Raw genomic sequence first — 16,017 nt, forward strand, 5'->3', positions numbered from 1 at the left:
CTCAGGCGGGGGTGACGGCGCGCGTGCTGGGCGCGTGATGCCCGAAGTACCACCGTTCCTGGACGCACCGTCCCAGGCACTGGTGTCCGGCCCGCAGCTGGTGGAGTTCGTCGACGCGGGCGTGCAGGCGGCGCTCGCTTTTGACGGTCTGCGCGGGCGTGGCGAGACCCGGCGCGATGTCGACGCGCTTGCCGTCGGTGAGGGTGGCCACCGCGCAGTGCATGGTCACGCTGTTGCCGTTGCCGCTTCCCTTGACCTGCCCGACGCGGAGGTCGGCGACGTGGCACCACGGCACGAAGCGGGAGCTGCCGATGGTGTGCATCGCGAAGCCGTGGTGGTTGGCGGCGGTCGCGGCGCGCGGGCCGCGCAGTCCGAGGACCAGCCCCAAGGGCACGAGGACGGCCGCCATCACGATCGTCGCGCGATCCGGTGACATGACTACCGCGACGAGCGGCCCGCCGGCGAACACGAGCCCGAGGACGGCGCAGACGACCAGCGACCAAGTCTGCCGATACCAAACGGAATGCACAGGTCCCCCAAGATCCCACGTGATCGGTGCGCGGAGCGTACTGATCACAGGCGCAACTGCCCAGAGAGATTGTCGGACTACTGCCGTCACACTTCCGGCGCGCGCTCCGTCAGTGCGGTGTCCCCGGGAAACGGGGCGGCCGGGAGCCGGGCGGTAAGGACTGCACGGACTCCCGGGACGCGGCGAGTCTCACGGAGGCGGTCATGGCGACATCCCTTCTGGTCACCGGCGGTACCGGCACCCTGGGCGGGCACGTGCTGCCTCGCCTGCGCGCGGCCGGGCGCGACGTGCGCGTGCTGAGCCGCCGGGCGCGCGATCCGGAGCCCGGCGTGGAGTACGCCGCGGGCGATCTGCTGGCCGGCGACGGCCTGGACGCGGCGCTGGACGGCATCGACACCGTGCTGCACCTGGCGGGGGGTCCCAAGGGCGACGACGTGGTGGCGGCGAACCTGGTCGCGGCGGCGTCCCGGGCGGGCGTGCGGCACATCGTCTACATCTCCGTCATCGGCGCGGACACCGTCCCGCTCGGCTACTTCCGGGCCAAGTACGCCGCGGAGCGCGCGATCGCCGAGTCCGGCATCCCGTTCACCACGCTGCGTGCCGCGCAGTTCCACGATCTGACGCTCAAGGTCGCGACCATCATGGCCAAGCTGCCGGTGCTGCCCGCCCCGGGCGGCCTGCGGTGGCAGCCGGTCGACTCCCGCGACGTCGCCGACCGCCTCGTCGAACTGACCCTGGGGGCGCCGTCCGGCCGCGTTGCCGACCTGGCCGGCCCCGAGGTCGCCACGCTGGCCGACCTGTCCCGCGCCTACCTCCGGGTGCGCGGCAAGCGCCGTCTCACCCTCCCGGTCCGGATGCCCGGCAAGGTCGGCCGCGCCTACCGCGACGGCGACAACCTGAACCTGGACACGGCGGCGCGGGGGACCCGGACGTGGGCGGACTTCCTCGCGGAGCGCAAGGCCGAGCCCGTCGCGGCCGAGTAGGCGGCCGCGGGGGGCGCTACTCGGCGGCCGGCTGCGGCGGCTGCTCGTCCGGCGACGGCTTGCGGTGCTTGCCGGTGCCCTTGCGGTGGATGGGGCGCGGAGTGAGCGCGGCGGCCTGCTCGGCGGCTTCATGCGCGACGGCGGTGGCGTTGGGGTCGAGGTAGCGGCAGGCGGAGGCGTAGTCGCCGAGGAGGGTGACCGGCAGCCACTGGTAGCCGTCCCACTCCTCGATGGCGCGGGGCTCGTCGGGGAACAGGTGCGCGGCGGTGGCGACCGGGCGGCCGACGATGACGGCTCGGAGCGCGCCGGCCGGCCGCAGCCGACGGCTCCGCCGCGCGGCCCATTCGTCGAGCGGTTCGTCCTCCATCAGCGCTCCCTTCGCCGGGCAGACAGACTACGGCGAAATGCTTTGACGACTGGGAAAGTTCACTCGAATTGGTCGGCGAATCGGGGTTGACCGCGGCCATCGGGGCCTGATCGTTTGCTTTCGTTCGGGCATGCGGAAATCACCGCGCGGGGCGGTCGTAAATGATCAATTGACGATCGAAAAGCGCGGTAATTCGGAGAAGGGGGTGGCGGGTAATCGGAGAATTTCTGTCAGCACCTGCGGCCCGGCGCGGTCGGCAACCCCGCGCCGGGCGCAGTGATCACGCGTCGAGGATCTCCGCGGCGATCAGCTCCTCCAAGTAGCGGTCGTCCCACCAGGAAAGCTGCAGGGCCTTCGCGCGGCGGAAGAACAGCTGGACGTCGCACTCGACGGTGAAGCCCATCCCGCCGTGCACGTGCACCGCCAGGTCGCTCACCTCCCGGTAGGTCCGGGCGGCGAACAGCTTGGCCATCGGGGCGAGTTTGGTCGTCGGGCGGCCGGTGTCCCGGGCCCAGGCGGCTTCCCAGGCCAGCGTCTCCGCGCCGTCGACGGCGGTCACCGCGTCGGACAGGTCGTGGGCGATCGCCTGGAACGCGCCCAGCGGCTTGTCGAACTGCTTGCGGGTCTTGGCGTAGTCGACGGTGATCTCGAGCACCCGCCGTGCCCCGCCCGCGGCTTGCGCGGCGAGCAGGACGATGCCGTCGCGGAGCGTGTCCGCCCACGGCGCCCAGCCGCCGTTGACGTTGCCCACCACCGCGTCCGGGCCGACCCGGACGCCCGCCAGGTCCACCCGGTGCTGCACGTCGGACGCGATCGTGCGCTGGGCGGTGAGTGTGACGCCCGCCGCGGCCGGGTCGACGAGGAACAGCGTGACGTCCTCGGCGCCCGATCCGGTGCGCGCGAGCACCAGGATGCGATCGGCCGAATTGGCGTACGGCACATGGCGCTTGGTGCCGGTGAGCGTCCACCCGTCGCCGTCCCGCGCGGCGGCGAGCGCGATGCCCTTCGGCCCATATCCGCGGTCCGGCTCCAGCCAGCCCGTGGTCACCACGGCCTCGCCGGAGGCGATCTTCGGCAGCCACTCCTGGCGCTGCTCGTCGGTGCCCGCCGCGGTCAGCACGCCGCCCGCCACGACCGAGCTGGCGAAGTGCGGGGACGGCGAGAGCGCGCGGCCGAGTTCGCCGTACACGACCGCCGCGTCGAGGAGGGTCATCTCCGACCCGCCCCACTTCTCGGGGATGGTCAGGCCGATCAGCCCGGCCTCCCCGAGCTTGGCCCAGAAGTCCGCGGAGTAGCCCACCGCGTCCTCTTCCATGGCCCGCACGACCGCCAGGCCGGCGTACCGCCCGCACAGGCCGCGCACCGTCTCGCGGAGGGTCTCCTGCTCGTCGCTGAACTGCAGATCCATCGGATATCCCTCGCGTTACGGGATCCAGCGCTCGCCGCGCCGGGCCCACGGGTTGTCGTCGGCGGAGGTGGGGACGGCGACGCGCGCCTCGCAGGTCGTCTTGACCGCGCCGTCCACGGTGAGCGACACGTCGAGCGTCACCCAGCCGCAGCCGGCGTCGTCGGTCGCGACGTCCTTGACGGTCGCGTTGAACGTCATCGGCGCGCCGGGGAACACCGGCGAGGTCATCCGGAACACCACGCGCCCGATCCGCGCGGCCGGCCCGGCCCAGTCGGTGATGTAGCGCTCGAACCAGGCGGCCTGGTTCGGGGTGTTGAGGAAGATGTCCGGGACGCCCTGGCGTTCCACCGCGAACTTGGAGTCGTGGTGCATCGGCCGCCAGTCGCGGGTGGCCATCGCGCCGAGGATGACGGTGGTGGCCGTGACGTCGTGGGTGAGTTCGGGCAGTGTGTCGCCGACGGAGACCCGGTCGAGGGTCAGCGTCGCGGTGGCGGCGGTCATGCGGACGCCTCCCTGCGGTAGCCGTAACCGGTGTAGGACTCGGTGCCGAGCAGTTCGCCGTTCTGGTTGTGGTACTCCACGTCGATCACCCAGAACCGGCCGACGCCCAGCTTGGTGCGCTTTTCGCCACTGACCGACTTGAGGACCTGGCGGGACGTCACCACGTCGCCGATGCGCAGCGGCTCGTAGAAGACGTTGGTGTTGTCCGTCATGATCGCCTCGGGCAGCCCGAACCGCTTCTTCAGGTCGAAGTGCACCTGGAGGGACAGCTGTTCGCCCTCCGCGCCGGGTGCCCAGTAGTGCGGGCGGGCGTATGCGGACAGCAGGCTCGGCGGCGAGATCGGTCCGCCGGTGATGTCTTCGGCGGCCTTCGGGTCCCAGTAGATGGGGTTGCCGTTGAAGACCGAGGCGCACGACGTCCACACGTAGCTCTGCTCGACGGGGAAGTCCGCGGTCTTCTCGTACTGGTACGTGCCGATCTGCGCGGCGACGTCCTCGGGGAGGGTGTCGTCCAGCGGCGTGTTGGTTGCGGTCATGCCACCACTCCCGATTCGCGTAGTTCGGTGATGCGCGCGGGGTCGAGCCCCGCTCCGGCGAGGAGTTCGTCGGTGTCGGTCACGCCGGACTCCCGCACCAGGTACGGGTCTTCCTGCGCGACCATGCCCGCCAGCACCGCTCCGGTCTGCCGGAAGGTGCCGTGCGCGGGGTGCTTCGCGGTCGCGAACGCGCCGCGGGCCAGGAACTGTTCGTCGTCGACGAGCTCGCCGACCGACAGGACGCCGGACACGCAGGTGTCGGCGGGCGCGAGTTCGGCGACCCACGTGTCCCGGTCCTTGGTGCGGAAGACCCGCGCCATGTCCCGGCGGATGTCGTCCTGCACCGCGTCGTCGTTCTGGTGCTTGGTCCACTGCGGCAGGCCGAGCAGCGTGCACAGGTTGGCCCAGAACCGCGGCTCGATCGCCGCGACGGCCAGCCACTTGCCGTCGCCCGCCTGGTACGTGTCGTAGCACGCGTACCGGCCGAGCAGCAGGTTGGAGCCGGTCTCGACGGTGGCCCCGGTCGCCAGGAACTCGTCGACGGACAAGGCCATGAGCGCCAGCACGCCGTCCGCGACGGAGACGTCCAAGTGGCGTCCCCGGCCGTCGGCTTGCCGGTGCAGCAGGGCCGCGAGGATCGCGATGACGGCGTGCATGCCGCCGCCCGCGCTGTCCGCGACCGTGGCGCCCGGGATCGGCGGCTTGCCGTCCGGGCCGGCCCCGGTGAGGGCGAGGAACCCGCCGGTGCCCAGGTAGTTCAGGTCGTGCCCGGCCTGCTGAGACTTGGGGCCAGTCTGGCCGAACCCGGACGTCGAGCAGTAGACGATGCCCGGGTTCGCCGCGGCGACCGCGTCGTACCCGATGCCGAGCCGGTCGACCACGCCGGGCCGGAAGCTCTCGACGACCACGTCGGCCTTCGCCGCCAGGGCGAGGAACGCGTCGCGGCCTTCGGGGGCCTTGATGTCGAGCAGGACCCGCTTCATGCGGCGGTGTGCGCTGTACGAGAAGAAGGGAGGTGCGATCTGCACGCCGCTCTTCGCCGGGACGGGGCCTACCTTCACCACGTCCGCGCCGTAGTCGGCGAGCCAGCGCGAGGCACGGGCCGCGGGGCCCACGCTCGCGAGATCCAGCACGGTGATGCCCTCGAGAAGCTCGCTCCCCATCAGCGGACTCGTCAGAAGTTCTTCGGGAGTCCGAGCTTGCGACGGGAGATGATGTTCTTCTGCACCTCGGATGTGCCGCCGCCGATGGTGTCGAGCACCGTGTAGCGGTACGTCGACTCGGCGCGGCCCTTCATGGGGGCTTCCTCGGTGCCGACCTTGAGCTGGGTGCCCGGCCCGCCGAGGTCCATCGACGCGTTGGCGAGGCGCTTGGACAGCTCGGTGGCGTAGAGCTTGTACTCGGACGCCTCGGTCGTGGGCGGCGGCCCCGGTTTGGTGGCCGCGTCCACGACGCGCAGGCCGAGCAGACGGGCCACCTCGGCCTCGGTGGCGAGGGTGGCCATCTTCTGCCGGACCACCGGGTCGGCGGCGAGCGGCTCGTCGTCGCGGGTGGCCGTCTTGACGTAGTCCGTCAGCAGGTCGAGGCGCTGCGCGATGGGCGCGAACGAGAACATCGTGAAGCGTTCCAGGTCGAGGGCCTGGGATATGTACTGGAAGCCCTTGTTCAGCTCGCCCACGACGTAGTCGTCGGACACGAAGACGTCGTCGAAGAAGACGTCGTTCGTGCGCTCGTCGCCCATCGTCCAGATGCCGCGCACCGTGACGTTCGGGTGGTCGAGCGGCACCAGGAACAGCGTGATGCCGAAGTGCTTGGGGGCGTCCCAGTCGGTGCGCGCGCCGACCCAGTACCACTCGGCGAAGTGCGCCGAGGTGGTCCAGGTCTTCTGGCCGTTGAGGACCCAGCCGCCGCGCGCGTCGTCGCGGGTGGCGCGCAGCTTCATCGACGCGGCGTCCGAACCGGCCTCCGGTTCGGAGTAGCCGACCGCGAACTCCACTTCGTTGCGCAGGATCTTGGGCAGGAACTCGGCCTTGAGCTTCTCGCTTCCGACCGCGAGGAGCGTCTTGCCGATGATGCCCACGCCCTTGCCGATCTGCGGGCCGCCGCGGCCGGCGAGGGCTTCGTTGAGGACGTACTCGTAGATCCCGTCGCCGTTCTGGCCGCCCCATTCCTCGGGCCAGGTGATGCCGAGCCATCCGCGGTCGGCGATCTTGCGCATGAAAGCGCGGCGGGCGGGGGTGTCGACGATCTGGGCCATGTTCTCCCGGGTGACGTCGAAGACCTCGGGATCTTGGTTCTCGTTGAGGAAGCGCTCTACTTCGTCGGCGAAAGAGCGCTGGTCGGCAGTCAGTTCAAAGTCCACGGCAACGCTCCTGAGGGCGCACGTGCAGGGACCGACGAGTGGTGCACGTACGCCGGTCACCACGGAAACCTGACGGACAGTCAGGTCAACGTAGCACCGGCCCAAGATCAAATACAGCATCGCCGCATCGATCTTGGAAGAAAGATCGAAATCGCTCTGCGGAAGCCCGTATTCCGTCGGGAGAACAATTCCGGACGCGGCAAGTCTGCGGGGCAAGCCATCCGGGTATGAGCTTTTGATGGCCGGAAATCGGGACCGCCGTTCCGGGCGGACGATGCCGATCCGTGATCGCCGCCAGGTGTTGACCGCTCGTCGAACGGTGATCACCCTGAGTGTGGCGGCCTTCGAGCGAGGGGACGCCGAGGCGCCCCGGGTGCTCGGAGGATCCGGGGCCTCCTCGGCGAAGCGGGCCGCACAAACGCCGACCGCCCGGCGCCTCCGAGGAGGCACCGGGCGGGCTGCGGGTCTTGCCGTGCGGCTGTGGGCCGCGCGCTGCTACTTGATCGCGATCGGGTTCACCGGGGTGCCCACGCCGCCCTTGAACGGCTGCGGCGAGGCGTCCAGCAAGAACTCGTAGACGCCGTCCGCCTTGCAGTCCGCGGCCAGCTCCTCGAGGTTCCAGTTCTGGCCCTGGAGCATGCCCATCTCGACGAGGTGGAGGGCGTGCACCGCCATGAAGCCGTCCTCCAGCTCCGGCGGGAAGACCTCGAACGTCACCGTGTCGTTGGCGACCGCGGCCACGTCGCGGGCGTGGAACCACTCGGGGCAGCGCACCGACAGGCCGGGGCCGTAGAAGTACATGTCCTTCTCGCCGGCGAAGTACTTGGTGATCTGGCCGGTGCGGACCAGCACGACGTCGCCCGCGCGGACCTTGACGTTGCCGAATTCCTCGGCGGCCTCCAGGTCGGCGGGGGTGACCGCGTACTCCGGGTCGAGGACGTCGACGCCCTTGGCGCCCGCGACGTCGAGCAGGACGCCACGTGTCACCAGCGTCTTGATGTGCTCGATGCCCAGGTTGACGGCGCCCTCTTCGGCGGTGACCGACTCCTTGGCGGAGAAGCCGTTGTAGAGGCGGTCCTCGTACGTGGCGTGCGTGAAGCCGTCCCAGTGGGTGCCCGCCTGGATACCCATCACGACCGAGTCGTCGCTGGTCGCGACGGTGCCCGGGCCGAAGACCTCGTGGTTGACGAGGAAGGTGGTGCGCTTGGGGTTGTCGCGGCCCGGGATCATGCCGTTCTGGATGCCGTCCTCGCGCAGCTCGACGGCGAGCGAGAAGCGCTTGCCGGTCTTGACGCAGGCGGCGGCGGCCTTGACGACCTCGTCGGTGATGAGGTTCATCGTCCCGAGCTGGTCTTCTTTGCCCCAACGCCCCCAGTTGTTGACGCGCTTGGCCAGTTCGTAGAACTCGGCGGGCAGTGGCATCGCGGACCTCCTGGGCGGGCCTGGCTGTGGGGTGCGGCACTCTACCCGTAGAAACTAACGTACCGTCAGATACTGTCGGGAGAGGCAGTTCTCACACGGGTCGATCACGGCGTCTGACCGTGGCGTCGATCTTGATACGGCGACCATGCTAAAGACCAACGAGGTCGTTGCACAGACCGCGCGGCGGACTGGGGCCGACCGGACCGAAGGGGCAGAACATGGGTGACTTCCTGACCGGCAAGGTCATCGCGGTGACCGGCGCGGGCCGCGGCATCGGCCGCGCGGTGGCGCTGGCGGCCGCCGCGCACGGCGCCAAGGTCGTCGTGAACGACTACGGCGTCGCGATGGACGGTTCCGAGCCGACCAGCGAGGTCGCCGACGCGGTCGTCAAGGAGATCGAGGCGCTCGGCGGCGAGGCCGTCGCGGTCGCCGACTCCGTCTCCTCCATGGAGGGCGGCGCGCGCATCGTCAACGCCGCGGTCGAGAACTGGGGCCGCATCGACGGCGTCGTCACCGTCGCGGGCAACCTGCGCGAGCGCATGCTGTTCAACATGACCGAGGACGAGTGGGACAGCGTCATCGCGACCCACCTCAAGGGCACCTTCACCGTCGTGCAGGCGGCGTCCAAGGTCATGAAGGCGCAGGGCTTCGGCTCGATCGTCGGCTTCACTTCGGGCGTGTACGCGCTCGGCTCGGTCGCGCAGGCGAACTACGCCGCGGCCAAGGGCGGCATCGTGTCGTTCATCCGCTCCGCCGCGCTGGGCCTCAACAAGTACGGCGTCAACGCGAACTGCGTCGCGCCGGTCGCCCGCACCCGCATGTCCGAGAACGTCCCGATGACCCTCAAGGAGATCGGCGACCCCGAGGACGTCGCGGAGCTGGTGGTCTTCCTGCTCTCCGACCACGCCAAGGAGATCACCGGCCAGGTGTACACCACCGCCGGCCCGAAGATCGCCCTGTGGGACCAGCCGCACGAGATCAAGTCGATGTACAGCGACGAGAAGTGGACGGCCGAGTCCATCGCCGCCACGCTGCCCACCGCGATCGGCCAGGACCCGATGCCGGTGCTCGCGCAGCTCAAGGAGTACGCCGCCGCGGCCGCCGCGAAGAAGGCCGCCGAGGCCGCCGCGCAGGGCTGACCCGCACTCCCGTAACGCGGATTCCGCGCCCGGTCGCCCCGGCCCCGGTCCTGGGGCCGGGGCGGCCGGGCGGACCCGCGTATCCGCATCGTCAGAAGGTGTGACAACCGTGGACTTTCGCTACAGCGACGAGGATGAGGAGTTCCGGGCGGAAGTCCGCGAGTGGCTCCGCGAGAACCTCGCCGGCGAGTTCGCCGCCGCCGTCGGCACCGGCGGCCCGGGCAGCGAGCACGAGCACTTCGAGATCCGCCGCGCGTGGGAACGCCGCATGGGCGAAGGCGGCTGGATCGGCCTCGACTGGCCCAAGGAGTACGGCGGCCGCGAGGCCACCCTCATGCAGCAGGTGATCTTCGGCGAGGAGTACGCCCGCGCGAAGGCCCCCGGCCGCGTCAACCACATGGGCGAGAACCTCCTCGGCCCCACCGTCCTCGCCTTCGGCACCGATGAGCAGAAGGCCCGCTTCCTGCCGCCCATCGCCCGCGGCGAGGAACTGTGGTGCCAGGGCTACTCGGAGCCCGGCGCCGGGTCCGACCTGGCCGGGCTGCGCACCTCCGCCGTGCAGGATGCGGAGACCGGCGACTGGCTGATCAGCGGTCAGAAGGTGTGGACGTCGCTGGCCCACGAAGCCGACTGGATCTTCGTCCTGGCGCGCACCGAGGCCGGCTCGTCGCGGCACAAGGGCATCAGCTTCTTCCTCGCGCCGATGGACCAGCCGGGCATCGAGGTCCGCCCGATCGTCCAGCTCACCGGCACCAGCGAGTTCAACGAGGTGTTCTTCGACGGCGCCCGCGCCAAGAACGAGCACGTCGTCGGACAGCTCGGCCAGGGCTGGGGCGTCGCGATGGGCCTCCTGGCCTTCGAGCGCGGCGTCTCCACGCTCGCCCAGCAGATCGGCTTCGAACTCGAACTGCAGACGGTGATCGACGTCGCCAAGTCCAACGGTGCCATCGAGGACCCGGACCTGCGGGAACGCCTGCTCCAGGCCTGGATCGACCTCAAGGTGCTGCGCTGCAACGCGCTGCGCACCCTCGGCTCCCCGGACCCCGGCGCTCCGTCGGTCGCCAAGCTCGTGTGGGGCAACTGGCACCAGCGCCTCGGCACCCTCGCCATGGACGTGGGCGGCGCCGACGCCACGCTGGCCGCCGAGCTGCCGTACGAACTGACCGACGCGCAGCGCCTGTTCCTCTTCACCAAGTCCGACACCATCTACGGCGGGTCGAACGAGGTCCAGCGCAACATCATCGCCGAGCGCGTCCTCGGCATGCCCCGCGAACCCAAGGGAGAGTCGAATTGAATGCTCCCCGCTGACGCGGGGATTCCTGGCTCAGGCCGCCTGGCTGTCGGGCGGACAGCCAGGTCTTGTGCCCTCGGTGCCAGCCGGGTTCAGACCTGCCCGGGCCAGTATCACGCGTGCGGCGTTCTTGTCCCTCGGCGACGAGGTGCCGCATGCGTGGCAGACGTAGGTTCGTTCGGAAAGGGGCAGTGCGTGCTTGGCTCTTGCTCCGCACTGCGCGCAGTCCATGGTGGTGTGCGCGGGGTGTACGAGACGGACGTCTCGGCCGTACTTGCGGCCCATTTCGATCAAGGCTTGTTTGGTGGCGCTGATCGCCGCGTCGGCAGCCTTGCGAGCCATGGTGGTTTTGGCAAGGAACCCCGGGCGGAAGTCCTCGACAGCGATGACGTCGTGGTCGGACACGACGCGTCTGGCCCACTTGCGGCCGGTGTCCTGCCGCTGCCGCGCGGATTTGGCGTGGAGTTTCGCTACTTGCCGTCGAGCGGCTTGGTATCCACGCGAGCCGGCTTGCCCCTTCGGAGGCTTTCGACGGGCCATCATGCGTTGGTAGTGGGCCAGCCGCACGGCGGACCTCCTGCCGGGTTCGCTGTGCGGCAGGTCGTAGGCATCGTCGGTCGTGGTTGCGGTCTCGGCCACCCCCCAATCGATGCCGATCGCCTTGCCGGTCACGGGCAGCGCTCGGGCTTGCGACGGGATGACGAACGACGCGTACCAGTGCCCGAGGGTGTCGCGATATACCCGCACGCTCGACGGTTCGGCCGGGAGGGGGCGCGACCAGACCACAGTCAGGCCGATGCCACCGGCCAGCCGCAGTCGGCCGTCTTTGAGGCGGAACCCGCGGCGCGTGTAGTTGAGTGTCGGAGCAGCCGTGTTCCGCTTCTTCCACTGCGGCATTCCCGCGCGGCGGTGAACCGGCAGTCGGTTCCGGAGGTCCTTGCGGGCCTTCGCCAGGGATGTGCTGAAGTTGCGAACTGTCTGCTGCTGAGGCACCGAGGCTCCGTCACGGAGCCACGAGGTGGCCGTGCGCGCATCGGTCAGCATCCGGCAGAGCGCGGCCGGATCGAGTCTTTCGTCGGTAGCGTGGGCCTTCTTCGAGCGGGCCACACACTCGTTCCAGACCCACCTGCAGCGAGCCCACTCGGCCAGCAGGCTCGCGAGCGCGCTCGACGAAACGCGCAACCGGTAGGTGTACCGGGCGAACCCAGAACCTGCCGTGAGGTCCAGCGCCTTCGTCATGGCCGTAACGGTATGGCAGCAGTCCGACACGTGCGGCTATTTTCGGTGGCTCGTCCAGTGAAGCTGCTCTGCCCTGCGTGCTTGTCAGCCAATTCCCTTTTCGCCCGGGCTCAAGGCCGGGGCATCGTTCGGAGGTTCACGTGACCGCGCCTGCTTACGTTCCCGGCCACGGCCTGCTGGCCGGCAAGACCGTGCTGATCACCGCCGCGGCGGGCACCGGCATCGGGTTCGCCGCCGCGAAGAAGGCCGCCGAAGAGGGCGCCACGATCGCCATCAGCGACAAGCACGAACGCCGCCTCGGCGAGGCCGCCGACGAGCTGGCCAAGCTCACCGGCGCCCGCCCGCTCGCGGTGCCGTGCGACGTGACGGTCGAGGCGGACGTTCAGAACCTGGTGGACACCGCGGCCGCCGAGCTGGGCGGCATCGACATCCTCATCAACAACGCCGGCCTGGGCGGCCAGGTCGACCTGGTCGACATGACCGACGACCAGTGGAACCTCGTCCTGGACGTGACCCTCAACGGCACGTTCCGGATGACCCGCGCCGCCCTGCGCCACATGCAGCCGCGCGGCAAGGGCGTCATCGTCAACAACGCCTCGGTGCTGGGTTGGCGCGCGCAGAAGGGCCAGGCGCACTACGCCGCCGCGAAGGCCGGCGTCATGGCGCTGACCCGCTGCTCGGCCGTCGAGGCCGCGGAGTTCGGCGTCCGGATCAACGCCGTCGCCCCGAGCATCGCCATGCACGCGTTCCTGGCGAAGGCCTCCTCGGAGGAGCTCCTCTCCTCCCTGAGCAGCGCCGAGGCCTTCGGCCGCGCCGCCGAGCCGTGGGAGGTCGCGAACGTGATGATCTTCCTGGCGTCGGACTACTCGTCGTACATGACCGGCGAGGTCGTCTCGGTGAGCAGCCAGCGCGCGTAGCCTTTGACGGGTGAACGCTCGGCCGGGGATCTCCCCAGCCGAGCGTTCGTCGTTACTGGCGGAGTGTGCCGAGGAACGCGGACCAGGCGACGGGGGAGGCTTCGAGGTGACCGCGGTCGCGAGCTTTGGTGTCGCGGACGCCGGTAACCGCTTCCAGCGGAGCGACTTCGACACACTCCGAGGACTGGGCGTCGCCAGAGTACGAGGACTTGCGCCAAGCAGCGTCGTTGATGCTCACAGTTCTTTCAGCCTCGCTTGAAACAGGGAACGGGTGTTTTCCGGCGACAGGGACTGCGACTTCAGGTGGTCGAAGTCCCGCTTGAGGCGCCGGACATCATGGGGCGGGTGGTAGGAGTTCGTGCCTCCGACGTGCTCGCTGTAGGCCACGCCGGCGGTATCCGCCTCGAAGTCGTAAATGACGAGCCCTCCGACGAGGACACCTGCCTCGGCGGCAAGTGGCAGCACGTGAATGGTGACGTTCGGGCGTTCACCCAACGCCATGACGTGTTCGAGCTGCCGACGGAGAACCTGTGGTCCGCCGGTTTGGCGGAGGAGTAGTTCTTCGCCCAGCACGGCGTGAAGTTCGGTGTCCTCATCGAGGATCCGCTGGCGCCTGATCCGAAGTTCGACGAGCGCTTCCACATCGTCGGGGTCGGGGACCTTGGCGGCTCGCGCGAACACAGCGCGGGCGTAGTCGGGTGACTGGAGCAGTCCGGGGAACGCGGAGGTGCTCGCGGCGTGAATCGCCGCCGCCTGTGCTTCCAGGGACATCAACTCGTCCAGTACGGAGGAGACGAGCGCGCCGTATTTGTGCCACCACTGGCCCTCTTCGGTCCGCTCCAGCAGCACGACGAGGTTTTCGCGCTCGGCATCCGTGGCCCGGTAGAGACGTGCCAGCAGGTCCAGGTCATGTGCGGTCAGCGTGACCTGCCCGCCCTCGATTCGGGCGACCTTGGCGCGGCTCCATGCGTTGGCGTCGGCGACCTTCGGCTGCGTCAGTTTGGCGGCCTCGCGAAGGCGCTGTAACTCCTTGCCCAGTTCACGCCTCGCATGCGTCGGCGTTACGCCCACTTTGGCCTCCCTTCGTGCTCGAACTGCCGTGATGCGCTTGGCGGCAGCGTAAGGGATCAGTACGTGGCAGGGGACATTTCCCGTTGTGTGGCGCGATACGTAACGCGTGCCGTATCTTCATCTGCGTGAAGGGTTGATTACTCTCCGTGTGGGGGGGTTGGTATGTCTGTGTCAGGTGCCGGCTTACCGCTTGATCCGCGGGGGGCTCGTTGCCTGATTGACCATCAGGTGGAGCCCGGTCCGGGTGTGGCTCGGGATCTGCGAAGGGTCATTCGGGAGCGGCTTGGGGCGGAGGCCGCCGTTTCCGAGTCCGTCGCGGGCGACGCGGTGCTGATGATGCATGAGCTGATGGCGAACGTCGTCCTGCACGCGCGGGCCCGGTCGATGCGGGTGACGGTCGTGTTGCTCGACGCGGTCGGGGTGCTCATGGGGGTGGTGCAGGATGACGGGGTCGGGAACGTCGTCCTTCCGGATGGCTCCGAACTCCGCGACGAGCCGGGGGAGTCCGGGCGCGGTCTGGCCATCGTCGCCGCCCTTGCGGATACCTGCACCGTAACGCCGTACCGCGACGGAAAAGCCGTCTGCTGGGCCCTCGCCCTAACCCCCACCCACCCGTGAACTCGCTTTCCCCAAAGCTGCTTTCCGAATAGCGATTTCCCGAAGCGGCACGCGACCGCACGCAGGCGGCGGCTTCCCCCTTGGGGCTCCACCCCCGCCCGGAGCGCATACGACACGTGTCACCTGCCGACGACCTCCGCACCCGACCTGATCTGCGGGAACGCGCCCCCACCCCACCCCCGTCATGAGCACTGTCACAATCGAATGACTCATCGTCAGATGGGCGCTAGGTTGGGACAGAATCCCGCCGGACCGCCGTCGAAGAACGAAGCACCGGTCCGCACGAGGTGAATCAGCCCCACCACGGAGGAGAACTGGTGAAAGGCGTTCTGTTCGACGGCAAGGAAGCCCTGATTGTCGACGACCTCGAGGTCCGCGACCCGGGCCCGAACGAGGTGCTGGTGAAGATCGGCGCCGCCGGTCTCTGCCACAGCGACATCAGCGTCATCAACGGCACCATCCCCTTCCCGCCCCCGGTCGTCCTCGGCCACGAAGGCGCGGGTGTCGTCGAGGCGGTCGGCGAGCTGATCACGCACGTCGCGCCCGGCGACCACGTCGCGCTGTCGACGCTCGCCTCCTGCGGAGCCTGCCGTCAGTGCGACCGCGGCCGTCCCACCATGTGCGCCAAGAGCTTCGGCGCGCTCAACCAGCCCTTCACCCGGGGCGGCAAGCCGGTCTACAACTTCGCCGGCCTCTCGGTCTTCACCGAGAAGATCGTCGTCAAGGGCGTCCAGGCGGTGAAGATCCCCAAGGACATCCCGCTGGCCTCCGCCGCGCTGATCGGCTGCGGCGTGCTCACCGGCGTCGGCGCCGTCCTCAACCGTGCCAAGGTGCAGCCGGGCGACACCGTCGCGGTCATCGGCACCGGCGGCATCGGCCTCAACGTGATCCAGGGCGCCAAGCTGGCCGGCGCGGTCAAGATCGTCGCGGTGGACGCGAACCCGGCCAAGGAAGCCGTGGCCCGCGAGTTCGGCGCCACCGACTTCGTCGACGCCAAGGCCGTGGACAGCTCGGTCGACGCCGTCAAGGCACTCGTGCCGGGCGGCGTGGACCACGCCTTCGAGTGCGTCGGCCACGTCGCCGTCATCCGCAACGCCATCGACATGCTCGGCTGGGCCGGCCAGGCGGTCATCCTGGGCGTCGCGCCGTCCGACGCCGAGGCGTCGTTCCACGTCTCCTCGATGTTCCTGGACAAGTCGATCATGGGCTGCCGCTACGGGTCGTCGCGCCCGCAGTACGACATCGCCCGGTACGCGGACCTGTACCAGACCGGCGCGCTCAAGCTCGACGAGCTGGTCACCCAGACCTACGCGCTGGACGACTTCCACCACGCGGTCGAGGACGCCGAAGCCGGCAAGATCGCCCGCGGCGTCTTCGTGTTCTGAGGCGTTCGGCAGCAATCTCGGCAGATCCCGCAGGGCGGTGGGCGCGCACGCACCCACCGCCCTGCGGCGTTTGCGGACCGGGGCTTGGCGATGATCGCCCGGCCCCCGACCGATCATCGCCAAGCCCCGCCCGATCCGATCATCCGACGGATCGCCGGGCGCCTCCGCTTGCCCGCCGGATGACCGAGTTCCACCGACTTGCCGGAACTCCGCACGCCTCCTCCGCTCCCGCTGCCACGCTCGTTCGCG

Annotated in this window: 17 protein-coding genes; 6 read left to right on the forward strand and 11 right to left on the reverse strand. The window is 69.6% G+C overall.

From position 1 onward, the window contains the following. Position 1: 1 nt before the first annotated feature. Positions 2–529 (reverse strand): hypothetical protein, encoded by a 528-nt coding sequence (locus ACPA54_RS07930; RefSeq protein ID WP_423527968.1) that lies wholly within the window; start codon positions 527–529, stop codon positions 2–4. 203 nt (positions 530–732) lie between these two features. On the opposite strand from ACPA54_RS07930, the gene ACPA54_RS07935 reads away from it, so the two are divergent. Continuing rightward, the gene (locus ACPA54_RS07935) at positions 733–1,512 is read left to right on the forward strand and encodes an SDR family oxidoreductase (RefSeq protein WP_423527969.1); all 780 of its coding nucleotides are present in this window, start codon (positions 733–735) and stop codon (positions 1,510–1,512) included. 16 nt (positions 1,513–1,528) lie between these two features. Here the strand turns inward: ACPA54_RS07935 and ACPA54_RS07940 are convergent, their stop codons facing one another. The 7 genes from ACPA54_RS07940 to ACPA54_RS07970 all read right to left on the reverse strand — a co-directional run bounded on the left by ACPA54_RS07940 (position 1,529) and on the right by ACPA54_RS07970 (position 8,108). Next, a complete protein-coding gene (locus ACPA54_RS07940; RefSeq protein ID WP_345678540.1) occupies positions 1,529–1,879 on the reverse strand; it encodes a DUF6087 family protein in 351 nt (116 codons plus the stop codon). 280 nt (positions 1,880–2,159) lie between these two features. Beyond that, entirely contained in the window at positions 2,160–3,287 is a 1,128-nt protein-coding gene (locus ACPA54_RS07945) for an acyl-CoA dehydrogenase family protein (protein WP_423527970.1), read from the reverse strand. A 15-nt stretch (positions 3,288–3,302) separates the two neighbouring features. Next, positions 3,303–3,788, reverse strand: a complete 486-nt coding sequence (locus tag ACPA54_RS07950; RefSeq protein WP_345678538.1) for a hotdog family protein — start codon at positions 3,786–3,788, stop codon at positions 3,303–3,305. Further along, entirely contained in the window at positions 3,785–4,324 is a 540-nt protein-coding gene (locus ACPA54_RS07955) for an FAS1-like dehydratase domain-containing protein (protein ID WP_423527971.1), read from the reverse strand. Before ACPA54_RS07955 ends, ACPA54_RS07950 begins: the two co-directional genes overlap by 4 nt. Continuing rightward, positions 4,321–5,487, reverse strand: coding sequence for a CaiB/BaiF CoA transferase family protein (locus ACPA54_RS07960; protein WP_423527972.1), 1,167 nt, complete (start codon positions 5,485–5,487; stop codon positions 4,321–4,323). Before ACPA54_RS07960 ends, ACPA54_RS07955 begins: the two co-directional genes overlap by 4 nt. Before the next feature lie 11 nt (positions 5,488–5,498). Further along, positions 5,499–6,686, reverse strand: a complete 1,188-nt coding sequence (locus tag ACPA54_RS07965) for an acyl-CoA dehydrogenase family protein (protein WP_423527973.1) — start codon at positions 6,684–6,686, stop codon at positions 5,499–5,501. A gap of 495 nt (positions 6,687–7,181) precedes the next feature. After that, a complete protein-coding gene (locus ACPA54_RS07970) occupies positions 7,182–8,108 on the reverse strand; it encodes a cyclase family protein (RefSeq protein WP_423527974.1) in 927 nt (308 codons plus the stop codon). A gap of 218 nt (positions 8,109–8,326) precedes the next feature. On the opposite strand from ACPA54_RS07970, the gene ACPA54_RS07975 reads away from it, so the two are divergent. Beyond that, positions 8,327–9,247, forward strand: coding sequence for an SDR family oxidoreductase (locus ACPA54_RS07975; RefSeq protein WP_345678533.1), 921 nt, complete (start codon positions 8,327–8,329; stop codon positions 9,245–9,247). Positions 9,248–9,356: 109 nt separating this feature from the next. Continuing rightward, positions 9,357–10,541: an acyl-CoA dehydrogenase family protein gene (locus ACPA54_RS07980; protein ID WP_423527975.1), complete on the forward strand. Its 1,185-nt coding sequence runs from the start codon at positions 9,357–9,359 to the stop codon at positions 10,539–10,541. A 30-nt stretch (positions 10,542–10,571) separates the two neighbouring features. On the opposite strand, the gene ACPA54_RS07985 is transcribed toward ACPA54_RS07980, so the two are convergent. Then, positions 10,572–11,777 (reverse strand): RNA-guided endonuclease InsQ/TnpB family protein, encoded by a 1,206-nt coding sequence (locus tag ACPA54_RS07985; RefSeq protein ID WP_423527976.1) that lies wholly within the window; start codon positions 11,775–11,777, stop codon positions 10,572–10,574. A gap of 140 nt (positions 11,778–11,917) precedes the next feature. Here ACPA54_RS07985 and ACPA54_RS07990 point away from each other — a divergent pair, with 140 nt between their 5' ends. Beyond that, entirely contained in the window at positions 11,918–12,694 is a 777-nt protein-coding gene (locus ACPA54_RS07990; RefSeq protein WP_423527977.1) for an SDR family oxidoreductase, read from the forward strand. A 52-nt stretch (positions 12,695–12,746) separates the two neighbouring features. Here the strand turns inward: ACPA54_RS07990 and ACPA54_RS07995 are convergent, their stop codons facing one another. Together ACPA54_RS07995 and ACPA54_RS08000 are read right to left on the reverse strand one after the other, a co-directional pair. After that, complete coding sequence (locus tag ACPA54_RS07995; protein ID WP_423527978.1) at positions 12,747–12,932, reverse strand: DUF397 domain-containing protein; 186 nt, start codon at positions 12,930–12,932, stop codon at positions 12,747–12,749. Then, on the reverse strand, positions 12,929–13,765 hold the full coding sequence (locus ACPA54_RS08000) for a helix-turn-helix domain-containing protein (protein WP_423527979.1): 837 nt from the start codon (positions 13,763–13,765) through the stop codon (positions 12,929–12,931). The genes ACPA54_RS07995 and ACPA54_RS08000 overlap by 4 nt, the downstream gene beginning before the upstream one ends. A 162-nt stretch (positions 13,766–13,927) precedes the next feature. On the opposite strand from ACPA54_RS08000, the gene ACPA54_RS08005 reads away from it, so the two are divergent. After that, positions 13,928–14,383, forward strand: a complete 456-nt coding sequence (locus tag ACPA54_RS08005; RefSeq protein ID WP_423527980.1) for an ATP-binding protein — start codon at positions 13,928–13,930, stop codon at positions 14,381–14,383. A 317-nt stretch (positions 14,384–14,700) separates the two neighbouring features. Next, a complete protein-coding gene (locus ACPA54_RS08010) occupies positions 14,701–15,768 on the forward strand; it encodes a Zn-dependent alcohol dehydrogenase (protein WP_423527981.1) in 1,068 nt (355 codons plus the stop codon). Positions 15,769–16,017 lie beyond the last annotated feature (249 nt).

Origin of the sequence: Uniformispora flossi (assembly GCF_049534875.1) — a bacterium.
Classification (GTDB): domain Bacteria; phylum Actinomycetota; class Actinomycetes; order Streptomycetales; family Streptomycetaceae; genus Yinghuangia; species Yinghuangia aomiensis.

Bases quoted from the DNA above. Each gene is read 5' to 3' on its own strand.
- ACPA54_RS07950 (WP_345678538.1), bottom strand. From the start codon at position 3,788: ATGACCGCCGCCACCGCGACGCTGACCCTCGACCGGGTCTCCGTCGGC.
- ACPA54_RS07975 (WP_345678533.1), top strand. From the start codon at position 8,327: ATGGGTGACTTCCTGACCGGCAAGGTCATCGCGGTGACCGGCGCGGGC.
- ACPA54_RS07970 (WP_423527974.1), bottom strand. From the start codon at position 8,108: ATGCCACTGCCCGCCGAGTTCTACGAACTGGCCAAGCGCGTCAACAAC.
- ACPA54_RS07935 (WP_423527969.1), top strand. From the start codon at position 733: ATGGCGACATCCCTTCTGGTCACCGGCGGTACCGGCACCCTGGGCGGG.
- ACPA54_RS07985 (WP_423527976.1), bottom strand. From the start codon at position 11,777: ATGACGAAGGCGCTGGACCTCACGGCAGGTTCTGGGTTCGCCCGGTAC.
- ACPA54_RS07940 (WP_345678540.1), bottom strand. From the start codon at position 1,879: ATGGAGGACGAACCGCTCGACGAATGGGCCGCGCGGCGGAGCCGTCGG.
- ACPA54_RS08005 (WP_423527980.1), top strand. From the start codon at position 13,928: ATGTCTGTGTCAGGTGCCGGCTTACCGCTTGATCCGCGGGGGGCTCGT.
- ACPA54_RS07960 (WP_423527972.1), bottom strand. From the start codon at position 5,487: ATGGGGAGCGAGCTTCTCGAGGGCATCACCGTGCTGGATCTCGCGAGC.
- ACPA54_RS07945 (WP_423527970.1), bottom strand. From the start codon at position 3,287: ATGGATCTGCAGTTCAGCGACGAGCAGGAGACCCTCCGCGAGACGGTG.
- ACPA54_RS07955 (WP_423527971.1), bottom strand. From the start codon at position 4,324: ATGACCGCAACCAACACGCCGCTGGACGACACCCTCCCCGAGGACGTC.